Origin of the sequence: Methylocapsa polymorpha (genome assembly GCF_045689225.1) — a bacterium.
GTDB lineage: Bacteria > Pseudomonadota > Alphaproteobacteria > Rhizobiales > Beijerinckiaceae > Methylocapsa > Methylocapsa polymorpha.
Map to the genome: position 1 here is coordinate 1,799,532 of NZ_CP136862.1, position 24,867 is coordinate 1,824,398.

19 protein-coding genes are annotated in these 24,867 nt (G+C 60.3%); 5 read left to right on the top strand and 14 right to left on the bottom strand.

The window, feature by feature from the left end; all coding sequences use genetic code 11:
* The first annotated feature begins 263 nt into the window (after window positions 1-263).
* On the top strand, window positions 264-1,346 hold the full coding sequence (locus RZS28_RS08260) for a glycosyltransferase family 4 protein (protein WP_407340836.1): 1,083 nt from the start codon (window positions 264-266) through the stop codon (window positions 1,344-1,346).
* Window positions 1,347-1,662: 316 nt separating this feature from the next.
* On the top strand, window positions 1,663-3,171 hold the full coding sequence (locus tag RZS28_RS08265; RefSeq protein ID WP_407340837.1) for a lipopolysaccharide biosynthesis protein: 1,509 nt from the start codon (window positions 1,663-1,665) through the stop codon (window positions 3,169-3,171).
* Window positions 3,172-3,227: 56 nt separating this feature from the next.
* Here the strand turns inward: RZS28_RS08265 and RZS28_RS08270 are convergent, their stop codons facing one another.
* The 5 genes from RZS28_RS08270 to RZS28_RS08290 all read right to left on the bottom strand — a co-directional run bounded on the left by RZS28_RS08270 (window position 3,228) and on the right by RZS28_RS08290 (window position 8,060).
* Window positions 3,228-3,878: a PIG-L deacetylase family protein gene (locus RZS28_RS08270; protein WP_407340838.1), complete on the bottom strand. Its 651-nt coding sequence runs from the start codon at window positions 3,876-3,878 to the stop codon at window positions 3,228-3,230.
* Window positions 3,879-3,886: 8 nt separating this feature from the next.
* On the bottom strand, window positions 3,887-4,684 hold the full coding sequence (locus RZS28_RS08275) for a glucose-1-phosphate cytidylyltransferase (protein ID WP_407340839.1): 798 nt from the start codon (window positions 4,682-4,684) through the stop codon (window positions 3,887-3,889).
* 250 nt (window positions 4,685-4,934) lie between these two features.
* Window positions 4,935-6,179, bottom strand: coding sequence for an NAD(P)H-dependent oxidoreductase (locus RZS28_RS08280; protein ID WP_407340840.1), 1,245 nt, complete (start codon window positions 6,177-6,179; stop codon window positions 4,935-4,937).
* Between the two features lie 169 nt (window positions 6,180-6,348).
* Window positions 6,349-6,915, bottom strand: coding sequence for a dTDP-4-dehydrorhamnose 3,5-epimerase (gene rfbC / locus RZS28_RS08285; RefSeq protein WP_407340841.1), 567 nt, complete (start codon window positions 6,913-6,915; stop codon window positions 6,349-6,351).
* Window positions 6,916-7,028: 113 nt separating this feature from the next.
* The gene (locus tag RZS28_RS08290; RefSeq protein ID WP_407340842.1) at window positions 7,029-8,060 is read right to left on the bottom strand and encodes an NAD-dependent epimerase/dehydratase family protein; all 1,032 of its coding nucleotides are present in this window, start codon (window positions 8,058-8,060) and stop codon (window positions 7,029-7,031) included.
* 733 nt (window positions 8,061-8,793) lie between these two features.
* Between RZS28_RS08290 and RZS28_RS08295 the strand changes: the two genes are divergently transcribed.
* Window positions 8,794-10,650: a methanol/ethanol family PQQ-dependent dehydrogenase gene (locus tag RZS28_RS08295; RefSeq protein ID WP_407341077.1), complete on the top strand. Its 1,857-nt coding sequence runs from the start codon at window positions 8,794-8,796 to the stop codon at window positions 10,648-10,650.
* A gap of 43 nt (window positions 10,651-10,693) precedes the next feature.
* Here RZS28_RS08295 and RZS28_RS08300 read toward each other — a convergent pair whose 3' ends face one another.
* Both RZS28_RS08300 and RZS28_RS08305 read right to left on the bottom strand, forming a co-directional pair.
* Entirely contained in the window at window positions 10,694-12,355 is a 1,662-nt protein-coding gene (locus RZS28_RS08300; RefSeq protein WP_407340843.1) for a Na/Pi cotransporter family protein, read from the bottom strand.
* 160 nt (window positions 12,356-12,515) lie between these two features.
* Window positions 12,516-13,544, bottom strand: coding sequence for a transglycosylase SLT domain-containing protein (locus RZS28_RS08305; RefSeq protein WP_407340844.1), 1,029 nt, complete (start codon window positions 13,542-13,544; stop codon window positions 12,516-12,518).
* Window positions 13,545-13,873: 329 nt separating this feature from the next.
* On the opposite strand from RZS28_RS08305, the gene RZS28_RS08310 reads away from it, so the two are divergent.
* Window positions 13,874-14,251 (top strand): HesB/IscA family protein, encoded by a 378-nt coding sequence (locus tag RZS28_RS08310; RefSeq protein WP_407340845.1) that lies wholly within the window; start codon window positions 13,874-13,876, stop codon window positions 14,249-14,251.
* Between the two features lie 84 nt (window positions 14,252-14,335).
* On the opposite strand, the gene RZS28_RS08315 is transcribed toward RZS28_RS08310, so the two are convergent.
* Together RZS28_RS08315 and RZS28_RS08320 are read right to left on the bottom strand one after the other, a co-directional pair.
* The gene (locus RZS28_RS08315; protein WP_407340846.1) at window positions 14,336-15,364 is read right to left on the bottom strand and encodes a peptidoglycan -binding protein; all 1,029 of its coding nucleotides are present in this window, start codon (window positions 15,362-15,364) and stop codon (window positions 14,336-14,338) included.
* A gap of 12 nt (window positions 15,365-15,376) precedes the next feature.
* Complete coding sequence (locus RZS28_RS08320) at window positions 15,377-16,375, bottom strand: flagellar motor protein MotA (RefSeq protein WP_407340847.1); 999 nt, start codon at window positions 16,373-16,375, stop codon at window positions 15,377-15,379.
* A 300-nt stretch (window positions 16,376-16,675) separates the two neighbouring features.
* Here RZS28_RS08320 and RZS28_RS08325 point away from each other — a divergent pair, with 300 nt between their 5' ends.
* Entirely contained in the window at window positions 16,676-18,694 is a 2,019-nt protein-coding gene (locus RZS28_RS08325) for an AI-2E family transporter (RefSeq protein WP_407340848.1), read from the top strand.
* On the opposite strand, the gene RZS28_RS08330 is transcribed toward RZS28_RS08325, so the two are convergent.
* The 5 genes from RZS28_RS08330 to cobU all read right to left on the bottom strand — a co-directional run bounded on the left by RZS28_RS08330 (window position 18,695) and on the right by cobU (window position 24,725).
* On the bottom strand, window positions 18,695-19,180 hold the full coding sequence (locus RZS28_RS08330; protein WP_407340849.1) for an MmcB family DNA repair protein: 486 nt from the start codon (window positions 19,178-19,180) through the stop codon (window positions 18,695-18,697).
* A gap of 100 nt (window positions 19,181-19,280) precedes the next feature.
* Window positions 19,281-21,161: a pentapeptide repeat-containing protein gene (locus RZS28_RS08335; RefSeq protein WP_407340850.1), complete on the bottom strand. Its 1,881-nt coding sequence runs from the start codon at window positions 21,159-21,161 to the stop codon at window positions 19,281-19,283.
* Window positions 21,162-21,226: 65 nt separating this feature from the next.
* Window positions 21,227-23,164, bottom strand: a complete 1,938-nt coding sequence (gene cysN / locus RZS28_RS08340; protein WP_407340851.1) for a sulfate adenylyltransferase subunit CysN — start codon at window positions 23,162-23,164, stop codon at window positions 21,227-21,229.
* Window positions 23,164-24,015, bottom strand: a complete 852-nt coding sequence (gene cysD, locus RZS28_RS08345; protein ID WP_407341078.1) for a sulfate adenylyltransferase subunit CysD — start codon at window positions 24,013-24,015, stop codon at window positions 23,164-23,166. The genes cysN and cysD overlap by 1 nt, the downstream gene beginning before the upstream one ends.
* A gap of 155 nt (window positions 24,016-24,170) precedes the next feature.
* Complete coding sequence (cobU, locus tag RZS28_RS08350; protein ID WP_407340852.1) at window positions 24,171-24,725, bottom strand: bifunctional adenosylcobinamide kinase/adenosylcobinamide-phosphate guanylyltransferase; 555 nt, start codon at window positions 24,723-24,725, stop codon at window positions 24,171-24,173.
* Window positions 24,726-24,867: the final 142 nt, after the last annotated feature.

The following is a 24,867-nucleotide window of genomic DNA, read 5'->3' on the forward strand; positions in this document are numbered from 1 at the left end:
TTCAGTTCGCCTCGGCAGGGCTCCAGCATTGCGGGAAGAAAAAATCTAGTCTAAAGCCTCGCTACGGGCTCATCCGAGGACTCTGACAAGGGCAGTTTGCGCTTTGATCATTCCGGTGACAAGATGATTCACGACCCGCTCAACAATCTAGTAAAAGCTAATCAGACGTAACCGTGCGCTCGGCAATATGTTTGATAATTTTCGAACTTTTTCCAGCGGTCTTGATCCAAGACTGAAATTGATTGAAGCATGGACTGTGACAGATGCGATCGGACTTGACAATTAACGGCGCATTTCTCCGCCAACAACCTGTTACCGGCGTGCAAAGATACGGGCGCGAGATTGTCGCGGAACTTGATCGCCTCCTTCAAGACAGTAAACTGAAGTCCTCTTTGGCCGCTAAAATCGTTGCGCCTCCGGGGACGCCCGCCCCTCCCTTGCATGCCATCGCTTTTGAATGGACCGCCGCTGGCGGCGGTCCATCATGGAATCAGTTCGCCCTCCCCTTGGCCAGTCGGGGCGTCTTGCTGAGCCTTTGCAATTATGGGCCTTTGTTTGCCTCCAACCACATTGTCTGTCTACACGATGTTAACGCTGCCATTGAGCCTGAAAGCTACAGGTGGGCATACCGCGCTCTCGGCCGGATCATCGTAACTCTCCTCGCCCGAAATGCTACGCGCGTCGTCACGGTGTCGGGTTTTTCGGCGCGCATGTTGAACAATTTCGGGCTCTGCCCAGTTGAAAAGATCACGGTCATACCCAACGGTCACGAGCATGTCAGACGTTGGCGACCGAGCCTTTCGTCCTACGCAGAGATGCATGTAGATCAGCGCCCTTTCATTTTTATGCTCGGCAGCCGTGCGCGACACAAGAACGTCGGCGTCCTCTTTTCGATCGCTAAGGAAATCGATGCGCTTGGATTGGATATTGTTGTCGCCGGCGGACCATCCATCAACGTCTTTTCAACGGTCGATATGGGCCCTATTCCGCCTAATGTGCGCCACCTTGGGTTTGTCACGGACGATGATCTCGCTGCGCTTTTCCAAAATGCTCTGTGCTTCGCTTTTCCGTCGCTGACGGAAGGTTTCGGTCTGCCGGCGCTCGAAGCTTTGGCTCTTAACTGTCCCGTGATTGCTTCCAACACCGGGAGCCTGCCGGAAGTCTGTGGCAACGCCGCTCTTTATGCCGATCCGACTTCGCCACGCGAGTGGCTCGACCAGATCAAACGAATACGAACCGAGTCGGAACTTGTCCGGATGCTCCGCGCCGAAGGACCGCGACAAGCGAAGCGTTTCTCATGGGCTAAAAGCGCTGAACTCTATCTCGATCTGATTTTGACGCTATAAGAAACATCTCACAAAGACAAACAAGTGAGCGGTGTTGGAAACCCATCAGGAAACCGTTCGCTTTTTTGCGGCGTTATTCTATTTCGCCCAAGAGAGGCGGTGCGATAGCTGCAGTTGACGCGACATGCTTCTTTTCGTCATGGGGCGGAGATCTTTTTATCTTGGCCTGCTGGGACAGTTGAGAAGTCCCTCACGATAGCCGTCAGGATTTGAGGCTGGCCCGATGCGGACATCCGCAAGCTCGACGGCGGGCAGGGCGCCGGAAGCTATGTCTTTTAGTGAGCCCTGAGCTGCGCTCGCTGGATTTACGGATGCGATGGCGCTAGCCTTCGGTTTGAAGGGCGGCGATCGGGTTTCCACGGTTGCGGAGATTGGAATGGAGGACCTGAAGCGGAAGACGATCCGCGGCGGCTTCGCTAAGCTTATAGGCCAAGCGATAAATTTTGCAGTTCGCTTCGTATTTTTGATGGTCGTGGCGCGCCTGCTGGATCCTGCGGATTTCGGATTGGTCGCAATGGTCACCGCCGTCACCGGCGTCTACGATTTGTTCAGCACAGGAGGGCTCTCTTCGGCCGCCATTCAACAAGCCACGGTGACCGAGGAACAGATATCCACCCTGTTCTGGATCAACATGCTGATCGGCGTCATGCTCGCCGTCCTCTGCTTGTTGAGCGCGCCGCTTCTTGCTTATTTTTATCATGAGCCCCGTCTCTTCTGGGTGACTGTCGTGCTCGCAGGGGGATTTGTCTTCACAGCGGCGGGCGCGCAGCATATCGCCATCCTTCAGCGACACCTGCGCTATGTGGCTCAGACGGCGATTGAGGCGCTAACGGCCGTCGCCAGCGCCGCCGTGGCCATCGTCCTGGCTATTGCAGGTTTTGGCTATTGGGCGCTCGTCATATCCGCGGTTGTTGGGCCGGTGGTCAACACCGCGGCTCTGTGGGCGGTCGTTGGATGGATGCCGGGGATGCCGCGCCGCAATGTCGGCGTCCGCGCAATGCTGCATTTCGGCGGGACGGTCACGTTGAACAACTTGGTCGTATACATTGCGTACAATTCAGAGAAGGTTCTGCTTGGGCGGTTCTGGGGCGCGGACGCGCTTGGACTTTACGGGAGAGCGAACCAGCTCATAAACATTCCGACAAACCAGCTTAACTCGGCGATCGGCGGCGTGGCGTTTTCGGCTCTGTCGCGGCTGCAGGATGATCCCATCCAGTTCAAAAATTACTTCCTGAAAGGATATTCGCTCGTGATCGCCATGACGGCGCCGATCACGCTTTTCTCGGCCGCCTTCGCCGACGACATCATTCTGGTCGTTCTTGGCCCAAAATGGACGGAAGCGGCCGTTATCTTTCGCCTGCTCACCCCCACCGTTCTAATATTCGGCATCATAAATCCCACCGCGTGGCTTCTTTTGTCGGTAGGCCTCCAAAGACGAAGCTTGGCGATTGCGCTGGTCATCGCGCCTTTGTGCGTCACCGCCTATGTCATCGGATTACCTTACGGCCCGAGCGGCGTCGCTCTCGCCTACTCTATAGCCATGACCCTTTGGTTGGCTCCTCATATTCTTTGGTGCCTCAAGGGGACGATGGTCTCGCCGCGAGAATTCCTGTTGGCGATGTGGCCGCCGATCGCCTCCGCCGCAGTGGCGGCCGCTCTCGCTTTTGCGGCGCAATTCTACTTCGCCCAATGGCAGTCGTCATTGTCGAGGCTTCTATTTGGAGCCTTTGTGATGGCCGTGGCCTATGCGGGAATGCTTCTTTTCGTCATGGGACGGAAGTCCTTTTATCTCGGCCTGCTGGGGCAATTGAGAAATCCTTCGTAGCAGGTAGACGCCGACCGCATCAGAAGCAAAGTCTTCCGGCCGTGAATTCCGAGCGGCTACAGGCGGAGCTTGCGTAGCGTGAACGCCTCCGCATAGCCTTCGGAGGCTCGGCATTCTATGCCGCGCAGACGCGCGAGGCCGCGGAAGGTCTCGGCGTCGAACCAGTCCTTGGATCGCTGCGTTCCGAAATGGGCGATGAGAAGCTCGATCTTGCGCTCCATCACTTTGGCCTCGAGCGGAATGTAGCCGTTGGGCTGCCCAAGATCGCCGTCCCATTTGGGCACCTCATATTCAAGGATGAGGTGATCGCGAAAAGCATTCCAGGTGAGTTGGCAGACCTCGCGATGATCTTGATGGGCGTCATCCCTGCGATGCGTGAGAATAATATCGGGATTGACCCTGGATTTGAGGCCGGCGAACCATTCTTTTAACTCGCCCCCTTGATAAGGGAAAAAACTGTCCCTGAAAGCTGCGAGCTCGACCTTGGCGCCTGCTGCTCCCGTTAGGAACGCCGTAGCCGACGCCGTAGCCTCGGCGCTGCGCTCGCCAATGGCGCTCAGCACGCACCAATGCGCCTCCAGCCTGACGCCGGACTCAATCCAGTGAAGAATGGCGCCTCCGGCGCCAATTTCAATATCGTCGGAATGCGCGCCGAGACAGAGAACAGAAAGGCGTTCTCCAGGCCGCGCCAGATCAAGAGGCCGCATGCCGCTGACTACCGTTTCTTTTTCACGAGGCCGGTCTCGCCGAGGCGCCAGGGCATATTGCCCTGCTCCACCATATCTTCGAGCACTTGCCGGTCCCTCAGGGTGTCCATGGAGCGCCAGAAACCCTCATGCTTGTAGGCCATGAGCTGGTTCGCATCAGCCAGGCGTTGGAAGGGCTCGACGACGAGCTCCTCGCCCTCCCGCATATATTCGAAAACCTGCGGCCGCAGCAGAAAATAGCCGCCGTTGATCCAGAAATCGGCGCGCTCCCAGGTCCGCATCCCGCGCACCGAGCCCTCGCTATCCATGTCGACCAGATGATAGGTGAGGGGTGGACGGATGGCGAGGAAACAGGCAAGCTTTCCGCTCTTCTTGAAGCGGTCCAGCATATCGTTGAGGTCGACGTCGCACAGGCCATCGCTGTAGTTGGCGAGGAAAATCTCCTCGTCCTTTACATGATCGCGCACCGCCCACAGCCGCTCGCCGATATTGCGCCAAGTCCCCGTGTCAATGAGCGAGACGCACCAGTCTTTCTCAATCTGGCCGAGCAACTCCACTTTCGATCCGTACCCCGAAACAACGCAATCGGTAAAAGACTGCGGCCGGTAGCTCAGGAAGAAATCCTTGACGACATTGGCCTTATAGCCAAGACAGAGCACGAAATCAGTGTGACCGAAATGACTGTAATACTGCATAACGTGCCACAATATGGGCTGATGCCCCACCGGGATCATCGGCTTCGGAATCGTCTCCGAATATTCACGAATCCTTGTGCCTAACCCGCCGCAGAACAGCACGACTTTCATGATTGCAGCTCCTTGGGGTCGATGACATCAACTTCCGGGATAGGCGCGGCGGATCCGCCGTCCGTTCAGTCACGTGCCGGTTTTCTGGATGAGCGCGGACAAAATGCAATTATAGTGATTTGCTCTGCTTAATCTCGTCACGGAAAGTATCGGGGTACGCCTTCAACTCTTAATGAACTGCGTATTCTCAGTATGAAAGCGCGGGTCAAACGGAGCGCCGGTCGGTCAATAATTAATCCTGTCTCCTCCTTCACGCGGCGACTGCGATCACGTCCGTCAGCCAGGTCTCGCCGCGGAAATGCCGATACTGCTCGGCGCGCAGCCTGTCAGCCAGACGATTGGGAGGCAGGTCAACATCATCGTAGGTGATGACGGCGTCCTTGCTGATATTGCGTTTAAGCCTGCAGCCCTCGACCAGACCTTCCGGGAGGTATCGCCCGCTGCTCATCTCATCAACGTTCACAGCCTCGCCATAGGTCATGTACATTCCATATTCGTCAAGGATCGCGCCCGCCTTCAGGTCCTGCTTGGCGACCGCGCAAACCTCGACTACCGGCCCCCCAAGAGGCGGTGCGAGCGAATCACGGAAAAGCACGACGCGGGCGATGGCGTTCGGCACTTCGAAATGCACGAGGTGATAGGGGATGAAGAATGAATAGAGCGGCCCCTCTCCCATTTTGTATAGATTGAGATACATTTGCTGCTTGGGATCCGTATGCTCGGCGAGCACATAAACCTTGGTCAGCGGGGTCCCGACCACATAATCGACGACGCCACCCAGTTCGCGGACTTCATCGATATCATAGATCTTGCCGATCTCCATGATGTCGCCGCGATATTCGAGCCCACGCGACATGCCGCGCGATCTTACCTTGAAGCCGGTGGCGTTCGCGACGACCGACTGCTCAAAGCTGATCTTCGAGCCGTCAGCGAAGCTCGTGACCATCGCGGGATTCTGTCCCCAGCGCTCCGCGAACCCCTTCTGGGTCGTCGGGTTGCGATAACGGTCCTGAAGCCCCTTGATGTTGCCGATCACGCGCGGGATCAATCCAAGTCCCTTGACCCACCGATATAGGTTCATTTGGACGCCGGGCTCATCGCCGTCGCAAGCGGAAAGAATGACGCCATATTCCTTTGCGTATACTTGAAGGATTGGACCAATCGTGGCGTCGACTTCGGCGTTCATCAGCACAACATCTTTGCCGTGTTTGAAAGCTTCCAAAATGACATGAGCCCCAAACTCCACCGCGCCGGTAATTTCGACGAGCACATCGATGAGTTCGGAGCGGGCGAGCAGCATCGCATCCGAAGTCGCAGCCGGCTTGTTCGCGTGAATGGCCTCGTCGAGCTTGCTTTGCGTTTCCGCGACAACCACGTCCTCAAGGCCGGCGTAATGAAAGACGTTCACCGCCCTCTCTGGCTTACGGTTAGAGACGGCCACTACCCGCATTCCGGGCGTGCTATGGGTAATCTGGTTCACCAAACCCTGCGTCATGAAACCCGCTCCGACAATGCCAACGCGGATCGGACGTCCCTTTGACTGGCGCTCCTGAAGAGCGGTGTCGACGAGAATCATTTGCTTATCCCTTTTTCAACAAGAAACGGTCGGCGGTTGGCGACCATGCTCAACTCTGACCGCATGCTATTGAGCTTCGACGTCTTTCTCAACGAAGAGCCATTTTCCGCTTCAACTCGGTTTCGATCTTATCGAGCAACGGGAACGCCTGATCCTTTTCGGAGATAACGCTTAATGGCAATGGCCATTGCAACGCCAGACGCGGGTCATTGTACAGCAAGCCGCCCTCCGCGCCCGGCGTATAAAACTCGCCGACCTGATAACTGGTGTCAGTATTGTCCCGAAGGACTTGATATCCATGCGCAAAACGCTCCGGCACGAAAATCGCGCGCTGGTTTTCCTCGTTCAGTTCGACCGCCACATGCTCCAGGTAGGTTTCGCTCTCGGGGCGGAGGTCAACGATGATGTCAATGATCCCACCTCTTGTGCAGCGAACAAGCTTGGTCTCGGCAGCAGGCGGATACTGGAAATGCATCCCGCGCAACGTCCCCTTCTTGAAATTGGAGGCAACGTTCGATTGGGCGATGACGGACTTAAGTCCATGTTTGTCAAATTCATTCTGGCAAAAGGCTCGCGCGAAAAACCCTCTTGAATCTTCTTTGCGGTCGAGGTCAATGATAAACGCGCCCTTGAGCTTAGTCTCAGTAAAAATCACAATAAACTCCTGTCTTCGTCGAAAGCAGGCTCTGGCAATGACGCAAACAACGCAAGGATCTCCGCGTTACAAGGGAGCTGCGGGGATCAAGCTCGCAGCTCCAAAAAACCGCATTAATGCAAATGACGCAATTCTTGGCTTATGACGCCATTAGCGATCAGCATATTGACATGAGCGATGCGCTGATAGCGCGGCCCCTCAAACTCTTCCAGGGTCAAACTGGATGTGCGGTAGGCATTGTATAACTGTTCGGCGCCGCGCCGCGCGTCCCATTTGGGTTGAAACGCCGGTAGCGCGCGCGCAATCTTCTCAAAGCTCACACGGTAAGAGCGCGTGTCGGGACCAGCATCTGACGCATATTCGAGGCGACAGTTCGGGGCCACTTTGGCGACGATCTCGGCCAGATCGCGGATGCGGTAATTATGCGCGCTGTGGCCCACATTGAACGCTTGATTGAAAACATTGTCCCGGGGCGCTTCGAGAGCGGCCAGGAAAGCGCGCGAAAAATCTTCAACATGGACGATCGGACGCCAGGGGGTGCCGTCGGACTTCAGGTAGATCAGCCCCTTGGTCACGGCCCAGGCGACCAGATTGTTGAGCACGATGTCGAACCGCATGCGCGGCGACAGGCCATAGGCGGTCGCCGGCCGCAGATAAACGGGGCAGAAGCCGCCGTCGGCCAAGGGCGCGACGTCGCGTTCGGTCCAGACTTTCGATTGTCCATAGGCTGTGACCGGATTGAGGGCGCCGGTCTCGTCGATCATCTCCTCGCCTGCCAGCCCATAATTGCTGCATGAAGAGGCGAACAGGAAACGCTTCACGCCGGCGCTTTTCGCCAGTTCGGCGATGCGCACGCTGGCCCGGTGATTGATGGCGTAGGTCAGCTCGCTGTTGAGATTGCCGAGCGGATCGTTGGACAGCGCGGCGAGATGGATGACGGCGTCCTGCCCGGCGAAATCGCTCGCGGTCGCGTCGCGCACATCCTTGGCGATGGCTGGAACATCGGAGACCACGCCGCCCGCGTCATAGGTGCAGCGCCGGTAGAGATCGCTATCATATCCGGTGACGTCGTGGCCGGCGGCGCGCAATATGGGCGTCATGACCGTGCCGATATAACCCAAATGACCCGTAACGAGGACCTTCATGCGCTTAATTCCTTGTTCTTAAATCTTTCACTTCAACCAATTGACTGTCGAGGCGACGGCCTTGCGCGGAATTCAAGCCGCGTTAGGAAATATATTCTGCAATAATCTTGCGCAGTCGCCACGCTCGAGAGTTTGGCGAGAGTCAGGCGGCAAGGACAGCGGCCTAGAGGCCAGATGCGTCGCCGTCCGTCAAATCATTAGTCCCCAAAAACAAATTGGTCTCCTGAAGCTGACGTAAGAATCTCCTCGCCGACTGCGCCGCTGCGCTAGCATTCCAAGTTTTCGACCGCGGCCTCAAGACCCAAACAGTAGCTCCTTCGAGAGCTCGACGCGACAGCCGTATTGCTCGGCTCTATAATAGCTATACGCATATGGCCCGTTGATGCCAAGTATTTGGCGGTTCTTATATCTCTCGCTCCAGCTTTTCGCCTCATATTGATGGGCCAAGCGAACGAATACACTGATGATTGTGCGGTCTTCAACAATCGTCAATTCGGCCTCTGCCCATAATTGACCGGGCGATATTTGTATTATAGCAGAGAGTTTCCGCCTAGCCAAAAAATTCCGGCGCCGGTCGCTTCGGTTGCTTTGAGATCGAGGCTGGATCTTGGCGGAAAGCCGCGTCGTTTCGGCGTCGCGCAGGGATGGCTTCTTCCAGAGACATGTGGCCGTGATCTATGTGGAAAAGGCCAAATCCTTTTCCTGCAAAAAAAACGAAGGCGGCGAGCCCGACATGACATCGAAGAAAAGACAGCGCAGGATTGCAATCACATGCGTCGTTTTGGCGTCCCTGTCGGTTGCTATCGGTTCAGGAACGTGCGTTCCGGCGATCGCCGCATCGGAGCGAAACGTCGCGGTCGTAGACAGTGGAGCGTCGATCGGCGCCGACAAGGACTGGGCGCAGCCTGCTGGCGATTACGCCAACACGCGCTATTCGACGCTCACGCAGATCAATTCCGGAAACATCAAGGCTCTCATTCCCGTATGGACATTCTCGACCGGCGTTCTGCGTGGCCATGAGGGCGCGCCGCTTGTTGTTGGCGACGTCATGTATGTGCATACGCCTTTTCCCAACATCGTCTATGCGCTGGATCTCGATCATGAAGGCAGGATGATTTGGAAATATGAACCTAAGCAAGATCCGAACGTCATTCCAATGATGTGTTGCGATGTGGTCAATCGCGGCGTCGCCTATGGCGACGGCAAGATCTTTCTCTATCAGGCCGATGCAACGCTCGTCGCGCTCGACGCGAACACCGGCGCGCCGGTCTGGTTGGCGAAGAACGGCGATCCTCTAAAGGGCGCCACAGGCGCCTCGGCGCCGCTTGTCGTCAGGGACAAGGTGCTCGTCGGCGTTTCCGGCGGGGAATTCGGCGTGCGCGGCTATCTTACCGCTTATAACGTCAAAGACGGCAAGCAAGTTTGGCGAGCCTATTCCATGGGTCCCGACCAAGAGACCCTCATGAATCCGACCAAAACCACCGAGCACGGCAAGCCGGTCGGCAAGGAGTCGAGCCTCGCGAGCTGGCAAGGCGATCAGTGGAAGATCGGCGGCGGCGCGCCTTGGGGTTGGATTTCCTATGATCCAGAGTTGAACCTCATCTATTACGGATCCGGCAACCCTTCGACCTGGAATCCGAAGCAGCGGCCCGGCGACAATAAATGGTCGATGACGATCTGGGCGCGCGATCCTGATACCGGCATGGCGAAATGGGTCTATCAAATGACCCCGCATGACGAGTGGGATTATGACGGCGTCAATGAGATGATCCTCGTCGATCAGATCATCGACGGCAAGCCGCGCAAGACGCTCGTGCATTTCGATCGCAACGGCTTCGGCTATACGATCGATCGGCTCAACGGTGAATTGCTTGTTGCTGAGAAATTCGATCCGACAGTGAATTGGGCGAGGGCGATCGACACGGACAAATCGTCCAGGACTTATGGACGTCCTCAGGTCGACGGCAAATATTCGACCGATCGCAATGGCGAGGAGACGATCACAAGAGGGATTTGCCCGAGCACCGTCGGCGCCAAGAATGCGAATCCGGCCGCTTATTCTCCGCTGACGGATCTCTTCTATGTCCCTGTGATTCACGTCTGCATGGATTACGAGCCATTCCGTGTCTCATATGCCGCGGGCCAGCCTTATACGGGCGCCGACACGTCTGTCTATCCGCCAGACGAAGAAGCCGCGATGGGCGGATTCATCGCCTGGGACGCAAAGCGTGGCAAGATCATCTGGTCCGATAAGGAGCCTTTCGCCGTCGCTTCCGGCGCATTGGCGACGGCCGGCGGCATTGTCTTTTACGGCACGCTCGAAGGCTATCTGAAAGCAGTGGACGCCAAGTCTGGCGAAGAGCTTTACAAGTTCAAGACGCCATCCGGCATCGTAGGAAATGTCATGACCTATGAGCACAGGGGCAAGCAATATGTGGCGGTGTTGTCGGGCGTCGGCGGCTGGGCCGGCGTCGGTTTGACCGCCGGCCTCACCCATTCCGCTGAGGGCGCGAACTCCCCCGAAGTCTACGCTGCTCTATCGAAATATACGACGCTTGGCGGGCAGCTTACGGTTTTCGCTTTGCCGTGACGATCAGGAAAAGCGGCTTCGTCGGCCGCGATCATTGTCGCGCTCAACGGCCATTCGTCGCGATGCGGCTTGGCAAGAGCTCCCCGCAGCGCTCCAGAACAGGATATGCGGCGGCGGCGACGATATGGCTGTTTGCGAGCTTGATGTCGCGCAACAGGTCGAGGTAGAGCGCGCTGACCTCGATGGCGTCGAGCCGGCCCGCGCGCATCCGCTCGAAATGGGCGTGAGTCGCCGTCGCTTCGGCGTCCCGGAAGGCGGCCTTCTCCTCGGCCAGGAGTCTCGCCCCGCGCGGGTCCTCGGTCATGAAAACCGTGGCGGCCGTGCGAAGATTGAGGACCAGGCGATCCATCAGCGCCGCGAGCTCTTCCTCCCCTTCCTTCGTGAAGACCAGTCCGCGCTTCAGACGTTTTGACGCATGCGGCAGAAGATTTCTGTCAACGACGTCGCCCGCCTGTTCGATATTCGTCGTGAAGGTCAGGATCTCATGGAGCTTGCGATGGTCCGCCTCACTGAGCTCATCCGGATCGATTGCCGCCAGATAGGATTTGATCGCAGCGTTCAGGCGGTCGAGCACGCTGTCGAGTCGCCGCGCGTCGGCGATTTGCTTGCGATCGCCTTCGACGAGGGCGTCGCGAGCGCCTTGAACCATGGCCTCCAAGGCGTCGACGAGGCGCAGGGCCTCCCGCGCCGCGGCGCCGAGCGCCACGATCGGGGTCTCGCGCGCGGCGGGATCGAGATAGAGCGGCCGCGACGGGTCGGCGGGGTCGAGCCGGGTCGGAAGCAGCCGCCGCAAAAGGGCGGCGTAAGACGTCAGAAGCGGGAGAAAAGCGACCGCCGTCGCCAGGTTGAACAAGGTGTGGAAATCGGCGACCGCGCGGGCGTTGTCCGGTTCGAAAGATATAAGCAGGCGGCCGATCGGATGCAGGAGAGCGAGGCATGCGGCGACGCCGCCCGCCCGCGTGATGAGATTGCCGACCGGCAGACGCTTGGCGGCGGGATCATTCCCCGAAGGCCCCTCGAGGACCGGGTTGATCGCCGCGCCAAGATTCGCGCCGAGGACCAGCGCGAAAGCTGCGTCCGGCGAAACGACGCCTTTGCTCGCAAGCGACATGATGACCAGGACCACGGCGACGCTCGAATGGATCGCCCAGGTCAGCCCCGCCGCAAGCAACGCCGCGAGAAGCGGAGCTGCCGAGACGGAGCCCAGCAGAATCCGGAGGCTCGGCGCGTCTTCGTAAGGCGTCATCAAGCCGAGCAGCTGGTGCAAAGCGAGCAGCATGAGGCCGAAGCCGATATAGACGCGGCCGAGATCATGCGTGCGCGGGCCGGAGCCGCGGCGAAACATCAGGACGCCGACAAAGATCAAGGCGGGCGAAGCCGCGGCGACGTCGAAAGAGAAGGCCTGGACGATAAGCGTCGTGCCGACATTGGCGCCGAGCATCACCGCGAGCGCCGGAGCAAGCTCGACAAAGCCGCCGGCGGCGAAGCCCGCGGCCATCAGGCCGGTCGCCGTGCTGCTCTGAAGCAGGGCCGTCACACCCATGCCGGCGAGGAAAGCCCTGAGCCTGCCCTTGAGCGCATTGCCGAGGATGGCGCGCAGCCTGGGGCCGAATGTCCGCTGGACGCCGCTTTGAACCATATGCGCGCCCCATAGAAGCAGCGCGACGAAACCCGCGAGATCAATCAGCGTGACGGGAAAGATCATGCTCGATCGAGCTGCGTTCCATTGAGCCGCGTTCGGGAGGGGACTTGAGGCTCCCTCAGATGCAGGCGCGCGAAAACGTCGATCTCAACCCTATCTGCGCTCTTAAGCAAGCCAAGTTTTCATGGTCGAAACGATCGAGTTGCGAGCTATTGCTGTAAGTTTAGAGAGGGCGCGATTTTCCAATCCAATTGCGCAGCACCAGACAGGCGCCGCCGGCTTTATGAAGCGCCGCGCATAGCTTGTTGGCGCCTGCCTGCGTATCGGCGCCGACGCGCGCCTGATAGAATGTTTGCGTGCCGCGGCTGCGGAACTTGCTCTCGATAATGATCGGATCCTGATTTTCGAGAATCCCCCGATAGCTCTTCTCGATGGCTGCATAGGCGGCCAGCACGCGATCGCGCAGAAATCCGGCGCTGAGCTGGACGCCCCACGGCCGCGCGGCGCTTTCGCGCACGCGGCGCTCAAGCTCCCCGACGAATGGCGACGGCTGTTCTCTCAACGTCGCCATCAGCTCTCTGCAAGAGGTGTGCTTTACAGGCGCCAGGTCGCTATGATCGCGGTCGCCGGCAGCCCATTCGTCGGCGCTGCGGCCGGTGATCGCAATGACATAGTTGCGAGTCTCCGCCGGAAGCTCGCCTCGCCCAGCGATCCAGTCGCTCACCCGGCGGGGACCAGCGTTGTAGGCCGCCGCCGCAAGCCCGAGATTGCCGAATTGGGCGTGCAGCTCTTCGAGAAATTCGGCCGATTTCGGCAAAGCAGCCACTGGATTGAACAGATCGGACAAGCCGCGTTCGCTCGCGGTGCCGGGCATGAATTGCGCGATTCCCTGCGCCCGCTGGCCGTTGCGGGTCATCGCCCCAACGGCGTTCGGCTTGAACCGGCTTTCCTGCCAGATTAGTCGCGCGAAAAACTCGAAGGGGAGCCCATGCGCCTGCGCCGCCGATTCGACCAAGAGACAGATCGAGGCGGAGGTGGTTGTTTGCGCCGCTGGCTCAGCCTTCGTCTGCTCATGCGGCTGTTGGCCGCCATCGCGCTGGTCCGATCCGGGTTGGGCCGGTGCTTCCGGGTCGATGTTGCTCCGGTCAGCCGGATTGAGCTCCTGCGCCACCGCAGTCGGGGTTGCGCAGGCCAACCATAGGATGGCAAGCGCCACCAGCCGGATAGCGACGCGGCGAAGGCCCTCGCACATATCCCGTTCCATGCCGCAGAATAGGTTTGCGCCTTCGCGGTTCATGTGGACCCTGGCGCAAGCCATGAGATCATGCGAAGCTTTCCAAGTTTGCAGCAGCTTCCTCAGCACCATTATTGATTTGAGGTTAGGTTTGGTTCCCTGGCGTCTCAAGCTCGCTCAGCCGGAAGCGTCGCAATTCTGGCGTTTGGCGGATTGGGAGCGAGATAGGGGCTGCAACTAGGAATTGCGGGCGTCAAATGACGCCTCGCCCCTAAACAATCTGCAGCGACACGCCATATAGACGATTGACCCAGAACGTGATGGATTGGGCGGTTTCGGAGGGATTTATGGGAAGCGGGCAATTTGCAATCTTGTCCTTGACCGAAGCTGCGGCGGCTCGGGCCAAGAGTCTCGTCGAAGCCGCCGGCCGCCCGGTCGCCGGAATCAGGGTTGGGGTGAAGACGGGTGGTTGCGCCGGCATGGCCTACACCATGGAGCTGGCCGATGAGATTCAGCCCGTCGACGAAGTCGTCGAGGACCATGGCGTGAAGATCGTGGTCGCGCCAAAGGATTTGATGTTCCTGCTCGGCGCCGAGATCGATTTCGAGGCGAGCAAATTCCAGGCGAGCTTCACATTCCACAATCCCAATCAGACATCCGCTTGCGGCTGCGGGGAATCGGTCGCGATAACGCCCGCGAATCAGCCGCTTGAAAAGGCGCTCTAAAGCGCGGCCGAGTCAGGAGTCAGAGAGGCGCAGGCCGCGCCGGGCCTCCTATCGCTTTCAAAGAGAAATAGGGGCGGCTTTTTCTCATTTCTCCGTGATCTTCAATTCGATCCGCCGGTTGCGCCTGAGCGCCTCGTCTCCCTCGCCCGGATCGAGCGGCTGGAACTCTCCGAATCCTGCGGCGGCGACGCGCTGCGGCGAAACGCCTTTCGCGATCAGATATTGAACGACCGCGATCGCCCGCGCCGACGAGAGCGCCCAGTTCGATGCGAATGGCTTTGACTGAATAGGCTTCTTGTCGGTGTGGCCATCGACGCGCATCACCCAGGGAATATCCGGCGGTATCGCATGTTCGAGATCGACGAGGGCTGCCGCGACCTTGTCGAGCTCGCCCCGCCCGGACGGATTGAGGCTCGCCTGCCCGGAGGCGAAAAGGATTTCCGATTGCAGGACGAAGCGATCCCCGACAATGCTGATCCCCGGCCGGCCGCCGAGGATCTGCTGCAGACGGCCGAAGAAATCCGACCGATAGCGGGCGAGCTCCTGAACCTTCTGCGCCAGCGCCACGTTGAGGCGCGAACCGAGGTCGGCGATCTTGGCCTGCGAGTCGCGATCGCGGTTTTCCGACGCGGCCAAGGCCTCTTCGAGCGCGCCAAGCTGGCGGCGCAAAGCCGCGATCTGCTGGTTCAGGATTTCGACTTGCGCCAGCGCACTGGAAGAAACGTGCTTCTCAGCGGCGAGCTGCTGTTCCGCGCCGGCTACCCGCGCCTCGGCGTCCGCACCGCTGGCTTTTCCCCGATCGATAAAGCCCTGCAATTGCGCCTTGTCTTTTTGCGCGGCGTCCAGTGACGCCGTCAGAAGGGCGGCGCTTGCTTCGGCGTCCGCCTTGCCCGCCCGCTCGAGCGCGAGCAGCGAGGTCAATTCCTCGATCTGGCGGTTGAGCCGCGTCAGCGCGCTATCCTTGCCGATCACTTCGCGCGAGAGGAAGAACTGCGCCAGCATGAAGACCGACAAAAGAAAGATCATGACCAGAAGCATGGTCGACAAGGCGTCGACGAAACCCGGCCAATAATCGATCTGGCGGAGCCCCCGCCGGGATCTGGCGAAAGCCATCAACGGCGCTCCTTAGTCAGCGGCGCCCGCATTGCTGCGCTCCTTCATTTCCACCCTTTCCGCCGCGAGGCTTTGGAGCACGGACTTGAGCTCGCGCTTCTGCTCCGCCTCGCTCTCCACCCAATTGCGGAGCATCTGCTGCTCCGAGCGCATATGCTGAACCAGCGCCTGGACGCCATCGGCGAGATTCGCCACCGCGACCATCGTCGACCGGACATGGGTCTGATCGGCGCTGGCCGCGATTTTTTCGAGGGCCGCGCGAAGCTCGGGTGGCAGTCCGTCGAGCCCGGCCAGAGCATCGGCCGCGGAGGCCGCCGCGGCCGCGGTCAGGCTGTCTTCGAGCTCGCCATAGAATCGATTTTGCGCCTGGCCGGCCTGGAGGTCGAGGAAGCCCAGCACGAGAGAGCCTGCGAGGCCAAAGAGCGAGGAGGTGAAGGAAATGCTCATGCCGGCGATCGGGGCGGAAAGGCCGTTCTTGAGATCGTCGAACATTACCGCGGCGTCGACCCCGCTCTGCATTGATTTAATGACGCCGCCGATTGACCCCACGGTCTCGAGCAGCCCCCAGAAAGTGCCGAGAAGGCCGAGGAAGATCAAAAGCCCGGTCAGGTAGCGGGCGGTGTCGCGCGCCTCGTCGAGGCGGGCGCCGATCGAATCGAGCACCGCGCGCAAGCCCTGCGGCGAAACCCCGCGGGCGAAAGGGTCGTCGCCGAAGAGCCGCGCCACGGGCGCGAGAAGCGCCGGGGGTTTTGCTCTCTTCGCTTCACGGCGCAAAAGCGCGTTCGCCCAATTTACTTCGCGAAACAGGCGCGCGACCTGGCGCAGCCCAAGGACGATGCCGATGCCAAGCATGAAGGCGATCAAGCCATTGAGGCCGGGATTTGCGAAAAAAGCCGTGACAATCTGGCGGTGGAGGATCAACGCCAAAAATCCGACAAGGATGAGAAACGCCAGCATCCGCACCAGATAGACGGTGGGCGCGGAAAGCCGGCCGGGGTCGTCATTCGCCATTTGGTTCGTCCGCTGCGCGTGAGAGGCCATGCGAGAGGCCTTCCGCGATGATCATTGCGCCGATGCCTGAGCAGGTCTAGCGGGCTTGGGAACGGTTTTAGCTTTAGAGCATTTTCAGCCGAGGCGGAAACCGTTGATAGCCGGTATAATATACGATAAATCAAGAGGCTAGCGATCGCGAGGCGGTCCCCCGGTAGACGACGGCGAAAGCTGTGGACGGCGGCGGTTGGCGAGCGCGACGCGGCAGGAACCTCCAGCCGAAAGCGGCGTTGCTGAGGTCCCTTCCCGCGAGATCAGCAGATGAGCGATTTTTTCGAAGATCCCGCCGCTCGTTCACAGCCGGAATCCGATCAGGCGCGCACGCTCGAAATGCTCGCCACGCTTTTTCTCGTCGCCTTCGTGGTGACGACGCTCTATGTCGGGCGCGAGGTGCTGGTTCCCATCGCGATCGCGATCCTGGTGAGTTTTGTCCTTTCGCCGCCGATTCTCTTCCTGCGGTGCTGGGGCTTGGGGCGCGTCCTTTCCGTATTGACCGTCGTCCTTGCCGCGCTTGTCGTCGCATTTTCGGTCAGCACGGTCCTGACCCGGCAGGTCTCCGAGCTCGCTGTCGATCTGCCGAAATATCAAGCGACGATCAACGCCAAGCTCGACAACTTGCGCGCGGCGGTCGCCGACAATGCGCTTTTCACAAAAGTTTCGGCCGCGCTGAAGAGTCTCGGCGAGGCCAATCCGAACCGGCCTGCGCCGTCGAGCGCGGCTGAGCCCTTTGGTCAACAGAAAAACCAATTGCCCGGGAGCCAGGACGGCCAGAAGCCGATCCCGGTCGAGGTTCATCAGCCATCCCCCGGACCTTTCGCCCTTGCGCAGACCATCGCCGGAACCGCGCTGTCTCCCTTGGAGACAACCGGCATCGTGGTCATCTTCGTCGTCTTTATCCTTCTGCAGCGCGAGGATCTTCGCAACCGTTTCATCAAGCTCGTCGGACCTGGCGACTTGCAACGCACCACCCTGGCGATGAATGACGCGGCCGGACGGCTCAGCCGATTTTTCCTGGTTCAGACCCTCGTGAACGCATCGTTCGGCGTCATCGTTGCCATCGGCCTGTACGTGATCGGCGTTCCGAGCCCGATCCTTTGGGGCATCGTCGCCTTCTTGCTGCGTTTCATTCCCTATATTGGTTCGTTCATCGCGGCTGGCTTTCCCATCGCCCTGGCGGCGGCCGTCGATCCCAGCTGGGGCATGGCGCTCGAGACCTTGGCCTTGTTTCTCGTCGTCGAGCCCGTCATCGGGCAGGCGATCGAGCCCTGGCTCTATGGCCACAATACGGGACTCTCGCCGATCGCCGTCGTGATCGCCGCGACATTCTGGACCTCGATGTGGGGCGCCGTCGGTCTGGTGCTCTCCACTCCGCTCACGGTCTGCCTTGTCGTTCTCGGACGGCATGTGGAGCGGCTTGCGTTTCTCGACGTGATCTTTGGCGATGCGCCGCCGCTCACGCCGGTCGAAACCTTCTATCAACGCATGCTGGTCGGCGACGCCTCGGAAGTCGCTGACCAGGCCGAAGATTTCCTGAAGAACAATACGCTCGTCAATTATTACGACGAGGTGGCGCTTCAGGCTTTGCTGATGGCGCAGGCGGACCTGCGCCGCGGCGTGCTGGACAGTCGCCGTCAGACGCGGATCAAGGAAACGATCGACGAGGTCGTCGACAATCTGTCCGATCACGTGGACCAGCCCCTGCCTCCGACGCCCGAGGCGGCCGAGCCCTATGCTTTGCTCAAGGCGACCGAACCGTCGATCCCTTCGCCAAGTCCTGCCTCGATCGTCGCGGCGGCGCAGCCCCACGCGCCGGCGCCTGACTGGGAGAGCCAAAAGCCGGTCATCTGCATCGCCGGCCGCAGCCTGCTCGATGAAGCGGCTGCGGCGCTATTTGCGCAAATTCTTGAAAAGCATGGGGTCAGGGCGAAGGTCGAGCCCGCTGGAGCGCTGACCATTGGCCGAATCTCGCGCCTGTCGGATGAAGGCGCGCGGATCGTGTGCCTTTCTTTTCTCGACGCCGATTTGAACGCGGCAAGGGCGCGCTTCGCGGTGCGGCGTCTGCGACGGCGTCTCCATGAGGTCAAAATCCTCGCCGGCTTCTGGCGGAGCGATCCCGGACAAGTGGGCGAGCTCTGCGCCGAGACGAAGGCGGATTTCTGCGCGACGCAGTTCAAGGACGCTCTCGCTTTTTGTCTCCAGGAGGAGCCGCAAAAGCCCGAAGCCGCGGCAATCGGGGGCGGGGAGAAGCCCGCGGTCAAGACCCTCGCCGGAGCGGTATGATCAGCCGAGCGGCCCGAGCCGCAACGCCTCGGGGTCGCTCAACCCGTGCAGCCGATGCGCCGCCGCATGGGCGAAGCGCATGAGCATGGCGCGACGCGATGAGGGCGCCATTTTATGCTCCGGCGCCTCGCGCAGGATTTCGGCGCCATAGGCGTCGGCGATGATGAGGCCCGCGTCTTGCGGCATGATCTCCGCCGGCACGGTTTCGGGAATGGCGAAAAAGAGCCGGTCGCAATGGGCGCGATAGTCGCGCCATTTCATGTCGGCGCGGAAATCCGCGATCGAGGATTTGATCTCGATGATGTGGATCGCGCCATCCTCGCCGAGCGCGACAATGTCGGCGCGCCGCCCGGAGAGCAGGGGCAACTCGGTGACGCTCGAGAATCTGAGCCGGCGCAACAGCCGCCGCGTCCCGCGCGCGACCAGGAGCGCCATCTCGGACTGGCGGCCGTCCTGCGGCGCGGCGGGCTCGGGATATCGATGCATATGGCGCGCGACGAATCTCACGAAAACATGATGGCGCAACAAGCTTGCGCGGGACTAACTCGTCAGGGGCCGCAAGCGGATTGAGCAGGCGGGCGCATGATCAAGGCGTGGAGGCATCCGCGATTTTTTGCAGCGCTGCTCTATCCTCATCCGTCAGGGCGGAGGAGACAGGGCAATCCTTCATGGTTTTTGGATTGAGGATCGCATCGACGAGCCAGCGGGCTTGGCCGCCCGTTGCTCCGATCCGTTCATTTTTGATGAGGCCGCGCACAATGTAAGCGGCATTTTCGTCGCCGGAACAGACGAGCGTTTTAAGGTCGTTTGCTAAAGTATTGCCTTGCACGCTTTTGCCTTCAATTATTGGCGCCGCGTCTGGAATGAGGCTTAGGCTCTCCGCACATTGCGCGAACCCCAGCAGATGATCGTCGGTCATCTTCGCCTTAACCATCGCCCGGAGGTCGGGAACCGCATCCGCCGAAATTGCAAGCGGCTCGTTATCGAACTCAGCGCCCTGAAGCTCCGCCCCCTGGAGCGATGCGCCTTGAAGCTTCGCCCCATGCAACGACGCGTCCTGAAGCTCCGCTTTTGAGAGCACGGCCGCTTGAAGATTGGCCCCGTTGAGCGAAGCTCCTTGAAGCTTCACCTCTTCCGCATACGCGCCTAGAAGCACGGCGCCTGCGAGCGACGCCCCCTGAAGCTTGGCTCCGCCGAGCGAAGCGCACTGAAGCTCGGCGTCTTCGAGCCGGGCGCCCTGAAGCTCCGACTGGTAGAACCTCGCGCCCTGGAGCTTCGCCTGATAGAAGCTCGCGCCCCGCAGGTTCGCGCCGTCCAAATTGGCCTTACGCAAGTCCGCTTCATTAAAAACAGCGTTTTCGAAATGCCGCCCCTTGAGAGTCAGGGTTTCCGTGACGCCGTCTAGATTGTCGACCTTCGCGGCTTTGAGCGCGTCGAGCTTCGGAAGCACCAACGTATTTGAAAAGAGACTTTTGCGCCGCAGCGTCAATTCATCTACGTCGCCATTGAACAAGAGGTCGTGAAAGGAGGTCCACTTAGGTGGGGCTTTCGGATTCTTTTCCTCAAGTCCAATTGCTGCAAGATTGAGGGGAATCCATTGTCTATTGGCGATCTGCGCGTCCATCCATTCGCCGGGAAAACGCGCGACGATCATGGCGAGGCCGATGGGGATGAGGCTCGCCGCAGTCGCAACTGGATGGCGCCAGAGCCGAGGCCATTGAATCTCGCAGCGGCTTGCGAGCACCGCTGGCCATAAAAACCACAAGAGCGCGACATCGGCGACGAGGGCGAGGCGTTGGATCCAAGTGACCCATGCAAGATGGTAGGGCAGGAACTGAACCTGGAGCAGAAGCAGCAAGAGCACTGGGCCGACGACAAGAGAAATCCAGGCGACGGCCTTTAACATCCAGCCAAGGCCGCCGTCGCGGATATCGCGTGGCCCCGCAAGAAATTGGACGAAAATATTGCTCGGCAATTGGCGCCGCAGGCCCAGTCGTGTATCGCGCAACTCCGCCGCGCGCTCTGGGCTGACGTCCTGCGTGGGCCTTGCTTCCGGATCTGGAAGCTTTTTTCCCAATATCGAGTTGAAGGTTCCCACTTTCCCCGCCAACAACACGAAATTCATCAGGGTGTAGGCATGGGAAATGACGAACAGAATCGGCCCCAGCGCGAAAAATGCGACGAGCGGCAAATCGACTCCAAGAAAAGGCAGCTTTACCGAATTTTCTAGCAGGAGGTCTGTATGGGTGACTCCGCCCGCCGCGATGCCAATGTAGAAGAGCGCGAAAAGATAGCTGAGCCAGAGCCCCCCGCTGAGGGAGGCGGCGTCCTCGACGCTTTTGCGCGCCTCGTCGAGATCATCAGCCTTCTCGGCGAATTTCTCGATCGGGTCGGGAGGGGCGATGGGCGCCTCGGCCCGCGCCGCGCGAACGCGGGACAGACGCATTTCGCGCAGCCGCTTCGACATTGGTTTGACCTCCAATCGCCATCATCCTGCCATAATGCGTGCAGCGATGCTAGGGGAGGAGGCGCTCAGATCGACCAATCGTCGCCGAGATCGTCGATCTTGTCGATGAAGCCGCGCTCGACCAATGCGGCGACGATCTTGGCCGCCGCCTGCTCGGCGGTTTGGCCGTCGCGGGCGACGATGATTTCCGGATCTTCCGGGGACTCATAGGTCTGATCGATGCCGGTGAAATTCTTGATCTCTCCGGCGATGGCTTTCTTGTAGAGCCCCTTTGGATCGCGCGCGATACATTCGGCGATCGGCGTATCGACGAAAATCTCGATGAATTCGTCCTGGTCCAGAAGTTCGCGCACCAGCCGCCGCTCGGCCCGGAACGGCGAGATGAAGGAGCACAAGACAATAAGGCCGGCTTCGGTCATGAGCTTGGCCACCTCGCCGACGCGGCGGATGTTCTCGACCCGGTCGACCTCGGTGAAGCCCAAGTCCTTGTTGAGCCCGTGCCGGACATTGTCGCCGTCGAGCATGATGGTGTGCACGCCATGCGCATAGAGGCGGGATTCGACCAGATTGGCGATGGTCGATTTGCCCGAGCCCGAGAGGCCGGTGAACCAGAGCGCGGCGGGCCTTTGATTCTTGAGCCTCGCGCGATCGAGCTTGGCGATGTTCAGGCCCTGGCGATGGATGTTCGTCGCGCGGCGGAGCCCGAAGGAGATCAGCCCCGCGGCCGCCGTGGCGTTGGTCGCGCGATCGATGAGGATGAAGGCGCCGGTCGCGTGGTTTTCCTTATAGGGATCGAAAGCGATCGGCGTCGTCGTCGCGAGATTGCAGACGCCGACCTCATTCAGGCTCAAGGTCCGCGCCGGGAGCTCGCCGAGCGTGTTGACGTCGAGGCGGTGCTTGAGCTCGGTGATCGTGACCGGAACGGTTCTGGCGCCGGCCTTCAAAAGATAGGAGCGGCCCGGCAAAAGCTTGTCGTCGCTCATCCAGATGAGATGCGCGGCGAACTGGTCGGAAACCTCCGGCCGGCGCTTGGGATCGCATAGGACGTCGCCGCGCGCTATGTCGAGCTCATCGGCGAGGGTCAGGGTGACGGCGTCGCCCGCCGCGGCGCAGTCCAGATCGCCGTCGGCGGTGACGATGCGCTCAACGCGCGAGGCCCGGCCGGAGCCCGCGACGACGATTTCGTCGCCGGGCCGGATCGTCCCGCTTGCGATCTCGCCGGAAAAGCCGCGAAAATCGAGATGCGGGCGATTGACCCATTGGACGGCGAAGCGAAACGGCTGCCCGCTCTTGTCCTCTTCGACGTCGATCGCCTCGAGATGGGCGAGCAGGGCGGGGCCGTGATGCCAGGGTGTATTGGCGCTCTTTTCCGAGACATTGTCGCCGTGGCGCGCGGAAATAGGGATCGGGACGATCGTCTTGAAGCCGAGCGGCTCCGCGAAAACTTTGAAATCGGCGACGATCTTATCGAAGCCGGCGGCGTCGAACCCGGTCAGATCGATCTTGTTGACGGCGAGGACGACATGCCTGATCCCGGTCAGGGAGACGATCGCGGCGTGGCGGCAGGTCTGGGTCAGGAGCCCCTTGCGCGCATCGACCAGCAGGATCGCGAGATCGGCGTTGGAGGCGGCCGTCGCCATGTTGCGGGTGTATTGTTCATGGCCAGGCGTATCGGCGATGATGAAGGAGCGCCTTTTGGTCGAAACATAGCGATAGGCGACGTCGATGGTGATGCCTTGCTCGCGCTCGGCCTCGAGCCCGTCGACGAGCAGCGCGAAGTCGATATTGTCGCCATCGGTTCCATGCCGGCGGGAATCGCGTTCGAGGGCGGCGAGCTGATCGTCGAAAATGAGGCTCTGCTCAAAGAGCAGGCGCCCGATCAGCGTCGATTTGCCATCATCGACCGAGCCGCAGGTGATGAGCCGCAGGGTCGGAAGCGCGGGCGCGGGACTCGCATCCGGCGAGGGCGCGGCGTTGGATTCTGCCTGCACAAGCTCCAGCATCAGAAATAACCCTCGCGCTTTTTCTTTTCCATCGAGCCGGACTCGTCATGATCGATCAGCCGGCCCTCCCGCTCCGAGGTCGTCGAGGCGCGCATCTCCGCGATCATGTCAGGGATGGTCTCCGCGTCCGAGCGCATCGCCCCGGTCAGCGGATAGCAGCCGAGCGTGCGGAAGCGGATTTTTTCCATGCGCGGGGTTTCGCCGGGGGCGAGCGGCAGACGGTCGTCGTCAACCATGATGAGAGCGCCGTCGCGATCGACGACGGGACGCTCCTTGGCGAGATAAAGCGGCACGATGGGGATCTCCTCGGCCGCGATATAGTCCCAGACGTCGAGCTCGGTCCAATTCGACAAGGGAAAGACCCGCATCGATTCGCCTTGCTTGATCCTTGTGTTGAAGAGATGCCAGAGTTCCGGGCGCTGATTGCGCGGATCCCAGGCATGGGCCGCGGAGCGGTGTGAAAAGATCCTCTCTTTCGCGCGGCTTTTCTCTTCGTCGCGCCTAGCGCCGCCGAAAGCGGCGTCGAAGCGCCATTTGTCGAGAGCCTGGCGCAGCCCCTCCGTCTTCATGACTTGAGTATGAAGGGAAGACCCCGAGGCGATCGGCGAAACGCCGCGTTTCACGCCGTCCTCGTTGATATGGACCAGAAGCTCCATTCCCGCTCGTTGCGCCGCCTCGTCGCGAAAACTGATCATTTCTCGGAACTTCCATGTCGTATCGACATGGAGCAGCGGAAACGGCGGCTTTGACGGGAAAAAGGCCTTCTGCGCCACATGCAACATGACGCTCGAATCCTTGCCGATGGAATAAAGCATCACCGGCCGTTCGAATTCCGCGACCACCTCTCGCATGATGAAGATCGCCTCCGCCTCGAGGCGGCGAAGGTGGGGGGAGGCGCCCTTTTTCACATCAAAATCCTGTGCTACGCGAAATTCAACGCTGAAAAAAATGTCATTATTCCTTCGCTCCGGCATTTGCAACGATGGCGCCGCCGGCGGAGTCCGAGTCAGAACTCCAGCTTTGGCTCGTTAGCAGGCTTGAGCCGCAGAGGAAGGCCTGCGCTGACGAGGACGACGGCGTCGCAAGACTCAGCCAACGCTTGATTGAGCCATCCTTGCGCGTCCCTGAAAGCCCGCGCGATGGCGTTTTCAGGGACGATCCCAAGACCAACCTCGTTGGAGACGAAAATGACGGGTCCGGCGAGCTCGCCGATGTTTTGGGCGAGTTCCTCGGTCGCCGCGCTGAGGTCGTCGCCCTGCAAGAGAAGATTGCTGAGCCAGAGCGTAGCGCAATCGACGACGACTATGCGGTCTTCGCGCGCCTCCCGGCGCAACGCGGCCGCAAGCGCTGCGGGCTCCTCGACGAGTGCCCATTTGGGGCTGCGGTCGGCGGCGTGCCGGGCGATGCGTTGCGCCATCTCTTCGTCATGCGCCTGCGCGGTCGCGATCAGAACCGGCAGGCGGCCGGAGGCTTCCGCGAGCCGCTGCGCATAGCGGCTCTTGCCCGACCGGGCGCCGCCGAGGACCAGAAGGCTGCGCTGGCGCGCTGCGGGATCTTGCATGTTGAGGCCGATCCGGAATGAGGCTGAAATCGCTAGTCCCTTGCGCTTGGTTCAATCGCATGGGCGCGCAGGATGAGGAAGCGGTTCATCGCCGCAAGACGAGCGCCGCCGAGCCGAGATGTGGATAGCGCAATTCGGTTTT

What these genes read in the sequence shown, in the direction of transcription:
- RZS28_RS08260 (WP_407340836.1), top strand. Translation starts at nt 264, where the DNA reads ATGCGATCGGACTTGACAATTAACGGCGCATTTCTCCGCCAACAACCT.
- RZS28_RS08265 (WP_407340837.1), top strand. Translation starts at nt 1,663, where the DNA reads ATGGCGCTAGCCTTCGGTTTGAAGGGCGGCGATCGGGTTTCCACGGTT.
- RZS28_RS08270 (WP_407340838.1), bottom strand. Translation starts at nt 3,878, where the DNA reads ATGCGGCCTCTTGATCTGGCGCGGCCTGGAGAACGCCTTTCTGTTCTC.
- RZS28_RS08275 (WP_407340839.1), bottom strand. Translation starts at nt 4,684, where the DNA reads ATGAAAGTCGTGCTGTTCTGCGGCGGGTTAGGCACAAGGATTCGTGAA.
- RZS28_RS08280 (WP_407340840.1), bottom strand. Translation starts at nt 6,179, where the DNA reads ATGACGCAGGGTTTGGTGAACCAGATTACCCATAGCACGCCCGGAATG.
- RZS28_RS08290 (WP_407340842.1), bottom strand. Translation starts at nt 8,060, where the DNA reads ATGAAGGTCCTCGTTACGGGTCATTTGGGTTATATCGGCACGGTCATG.
- RZS28_RS08295 (WP_407341077.1), top strand. Translation starts at nt 8,794, where the DNA reads ATGACATCGAAGAAAAGACAGCGCAGGATTGCAATCACATGCGTCGTT.
- RZS28_RS08300 (WP_407340843.1), bottom strand. Translation starts at nt 12,355, where the DNA reads ATGATCTTTCCCGTCACGCTGATTGATCTCGCGGGTTTCGTCGCGCTG.
- RZS28_RS08305 (WP_407340844.1), bottom strand. Translation starts at nt 13,544, where the DNA reads ATGTGCGAGGGCCTTCGCCGCGTCGCTATCCGGCTGGTGGCGCTTGCC.
- RZS28_RS08310 (WP_407340845.1), top strand. Translation starts at nt 13,874, where the DNA reads ATGGGAAGCGGGCAATTTGCAATCTTGTCCTTGACCGAAGCTGCGGCG.
- RZS28_RS08315 (WP_407340846.1), bottom strand. Translation starts at nt 15,364, where the DNA reads ATGGCTTTCGCCAGATCCCGGCGGGGGCTCCGCCAGATCGATTATTGG.
- RZS28_RS08320 (WP_407340847.1), bottom strand. Translation starts at nt 16,375, where the DNA reads ATGGCGAATGACGACCCCGGCCGGCTTTCCGCGCCCACCGTCTATCTG.
- RZS28_RS08325 (WP_407340848.1), top strand. Translation starts at nt 16,676, where the DNA reads ATGAGCGATTTTTTCGAAGATCCCGCCGCTCGTTCACAGCCGGAATCC.
- RZS28_RS08330 (WP_407340849.1), bottom strand. Translation starts at nt 19,180, where the DNA reads ATGCATCGATATCCCGAGCCCGCCGCGCCGCAGGACGGCCGCCAGTCC.
- RZS28_RS08335 (WP_407340850.1), bottom strand. Translation starts at nt 21,161, where the DNA reads ATGTCGAAGCGGCTGCGCGAAATGCGTCTGTCCCGCGTTCGCGCGGCG.
- cysN (WP_407340851.1), bottom strand. Translation starts at nt 23,164, where the DNA reads ATGCTGGAGCTTGTGCAGGCAGAATCCAACGCCGCGCCCTCGCCGGAT.
- cysD (WP_407341078.1), bottom strand. Translation starts at nt 24,015, where the DNA reads ATGCGAGAGGTGGTCGCGGAATTCGAACGGCCGGTGATGCTTTATTCC.
- cobU (WP_407340852.1), bottom strand. Translation starts at nt 24,725, where the DNA reads ATGCAAGATCCCGCAGCGCGCCAGCGCAGCCTTCTGGTCCTCGGCGGC.